The 2022-nt window shown below is 59.9% G+C and carries 3 protein-coding genes; 2 read left to right on the forward strand and 1 reads right to left on the reverse strand.

Annotated features, from left to right (window positions below; translation table 11 throughout):
* On the forward strand, nucleotides 1-677 hold a 677-nt coding region (locus DBR24_RS02955), incomplete at its 5' end, for an MFS transporter (RefSeq protein ID WP_128613849.1).
* Here DBR24_RS02955 and arfB read toward each other — a convergent pair.
* On the reverse strand, nucleotides 674-1087 hold the full coding sequence (gene arfB, locus DBR24_RS02960; protein WP_095050152.1) for an alternative ribosome rescue aminoacyl-tRNA hydrolase ArfB: 414 nt from the start codon (nucleotides 1085-1087) through the stop codon (nucleotides 674-676). The two genes, DBR24_RS02955 and arfB, sit on opposite strands and share 4 nt — an antisense overlap.
* 457 nt (nucleotides 1088-1544) lie before the next feature.
* On the opposite strand from arfB, the gene DBR24_RS02965 reads away from it, so the two are divergent.
* Nucleotides 1545-1808, forward strand: a complete 264-nt coding sequence (locus DBR24_RS02965) for a PAAR domain-containing protein (RefSeq protein WP_007920142.1) — start codon at nucleotides 1545-1547, stop codon at nucleotides 1806-1808.
* Nucleotides 1809-2022: the final 214 nt, after the last annotated feature.

The following is a 2022-nucleotide window of genomic DNA, read 5'->3' on the forward strand; positions in this document are numbered from 1 at the left end:
AGTTGGGGCTGTGGAGCATGGGCGTCAGCATCATTCTGCTGGCAGCACTGGGCTTGCTGCTGGCGTGGCCGAAAACCGCCGCGCCGATTGTCGCCGGCGAACGTCTGCCGTTCATGCACGTGCTCGGCCGCGTCTTCCCCCACGGTTGCGGACTGGCGCTGGGCTCGATCGGCTTTGGCACCATCGCCACCTTCATCACCCTGTATTACGCGACACAGCATTGGGACAACGCGGTGCTGTGCCTGAGCCTGTTCGGCGCCAGCTTCATCGGTGCGCGCCTGCTGTTCGGCAACCTGATCAATCGCCTCGGCGGCTTTCGCGTAGCGATCGCCTGCCTGTCGGTAGAAACCCTGGGGCTGCTGCTGTTGTGGCTGGCGCCGGACGCGCATTGGGCGCTGGCCGGCGCGGCACTGAGCGGTTTCGGTTTCTCGCTGGTATTCCCGGCGCTGGGTGTGGAAGCAGTAAATCCGGTGCCGGCCTCCAGTCGCGGCGCAGCGGTTGGCGCGTATTCGCTGTTCATCGACTTGTCGCTGGGGATCACCGGGCCATTGGCCGGGGCGATTGCGGCGGGATTCGGTTTTGCCTCGATCTTCCTCTTCGCCGCCCTCGCCTCGCTAAGTGGATTGGCGCTTAGCGTGTATTTGTACAAACACACGGCGAAGTACCGCGAAGACTAAAAATCCACCTTGCCGCGTCCGGCCTTGATACTGCCGCGCTTGGTTTTCGATTCGAGTCGACGCTTTTTTGAACCGAGGGTCGGCTTGGTTGGACGGCGCTTCTTTTCGACTTTGGTCGCGCTGAGAATCAGCTCGACCAGACGCTCCAGCGCATCGGCGCGGTTGGCTTCCTGCGTGCGGTATTGCTGGGCCTTGATGATCAACACGCCATCGCTGGTGATGCGACTGTCGCGCAGCGCCAGCAACCGCTCCTTGTAGAACTCGGGCAGGGACGAGGCCGGAATGTCGAAGCGCAGGTGCACGGCACTGGAGACCTTGTTGACGTTCTGCCCACCGGCGCCCTGGGCGCGGATGGCTGTCAGTTCGATCTCGGCATCCGGCAGATGCACGTTGTTGGAAATCACCAGCATGGAAAAAGCGTCCGTATTCAGAACGCGCAGGATACTCCGAAACAGACCTTGAACCTGCTGAAGATCCACTGCCGGCCTTCGCCTGTTCGCGATGAAGTCAGTGCAATCAACATCGTTTTGTCAGAAATCGATCAGCCGCCCAACTGCGCAACTTGTTGCGCACCTGTCTTCGAAAAAACGCCCGCCACTCGCCTGTAGCCCTTGTTACACGGCCCCTGTAGCCGAGTGCGCAAGAAGTTGCGCAGCACTGCGCAACTTCTTGCGCACTTTGAGACGGTTTCCCACAGCAAAAAACGATTTATCTCTAAGGCACAGGACGCAAACCCTTACAGCGTAATGGCCATATAGTGGCTGGCACGGATTTTGATATCAAATCGGCACTAACGCGTGCTGAACGCAGGCAGGAAAGACAGGGTAGCTCGCCGAGCCAGCCACCCTCGGTCAAAGGAATGACGTAATGAAAGACGCAATTCGCTTGGGCGACTCCACCACGCACGGTGGCAAGGTCCTCGAAGCCTTCTCCCGCACCGACCTCAACGGCAAGCCGATTGCCGGGGTCGGTCACAAGGTCAGCTGCCCGCTGTGCAAAGGGGTTTTCCCGATTGCCGAGGGCAGCAGCACTTACACCGTCGATGGCACACCCATCGCACTGGACGGCATGAAAACCGCCTGCGGGGCCGCACTGATCGCCAGTGGCCCGAAAGGCGCGGTCGTCAGCTAATCCCGTTTTTTCACTTTGATCCGCACCTCTGAGAGGCGGCTCGCTGTCGCCCGCTCGTTGAGGTCTTCAATTTTTGTCCGCAAAGCCCAGGCCTTGTTGCCGGGTGAGATGCTGTCATGACTACTGAAATCGTAAAACGTGAACCTCAGGTTGCCATCGTTCCACTGAACGCCATCGACATTCAGGACGTTGCCAGCGGTGCGGCAACGTTCGA

The sequence above is a fragment of the Pseudomonas sp. HMWF006 genome (assembly GCF_003061205.1).
Taxonomy (GTDB): Bacteria; Pseudomonadota; Gammaproteobacteria; order Pseudomonadales; family Pseudomonadaceae; genus Aquipseudomonas; species Aquipseudomonas monsensis.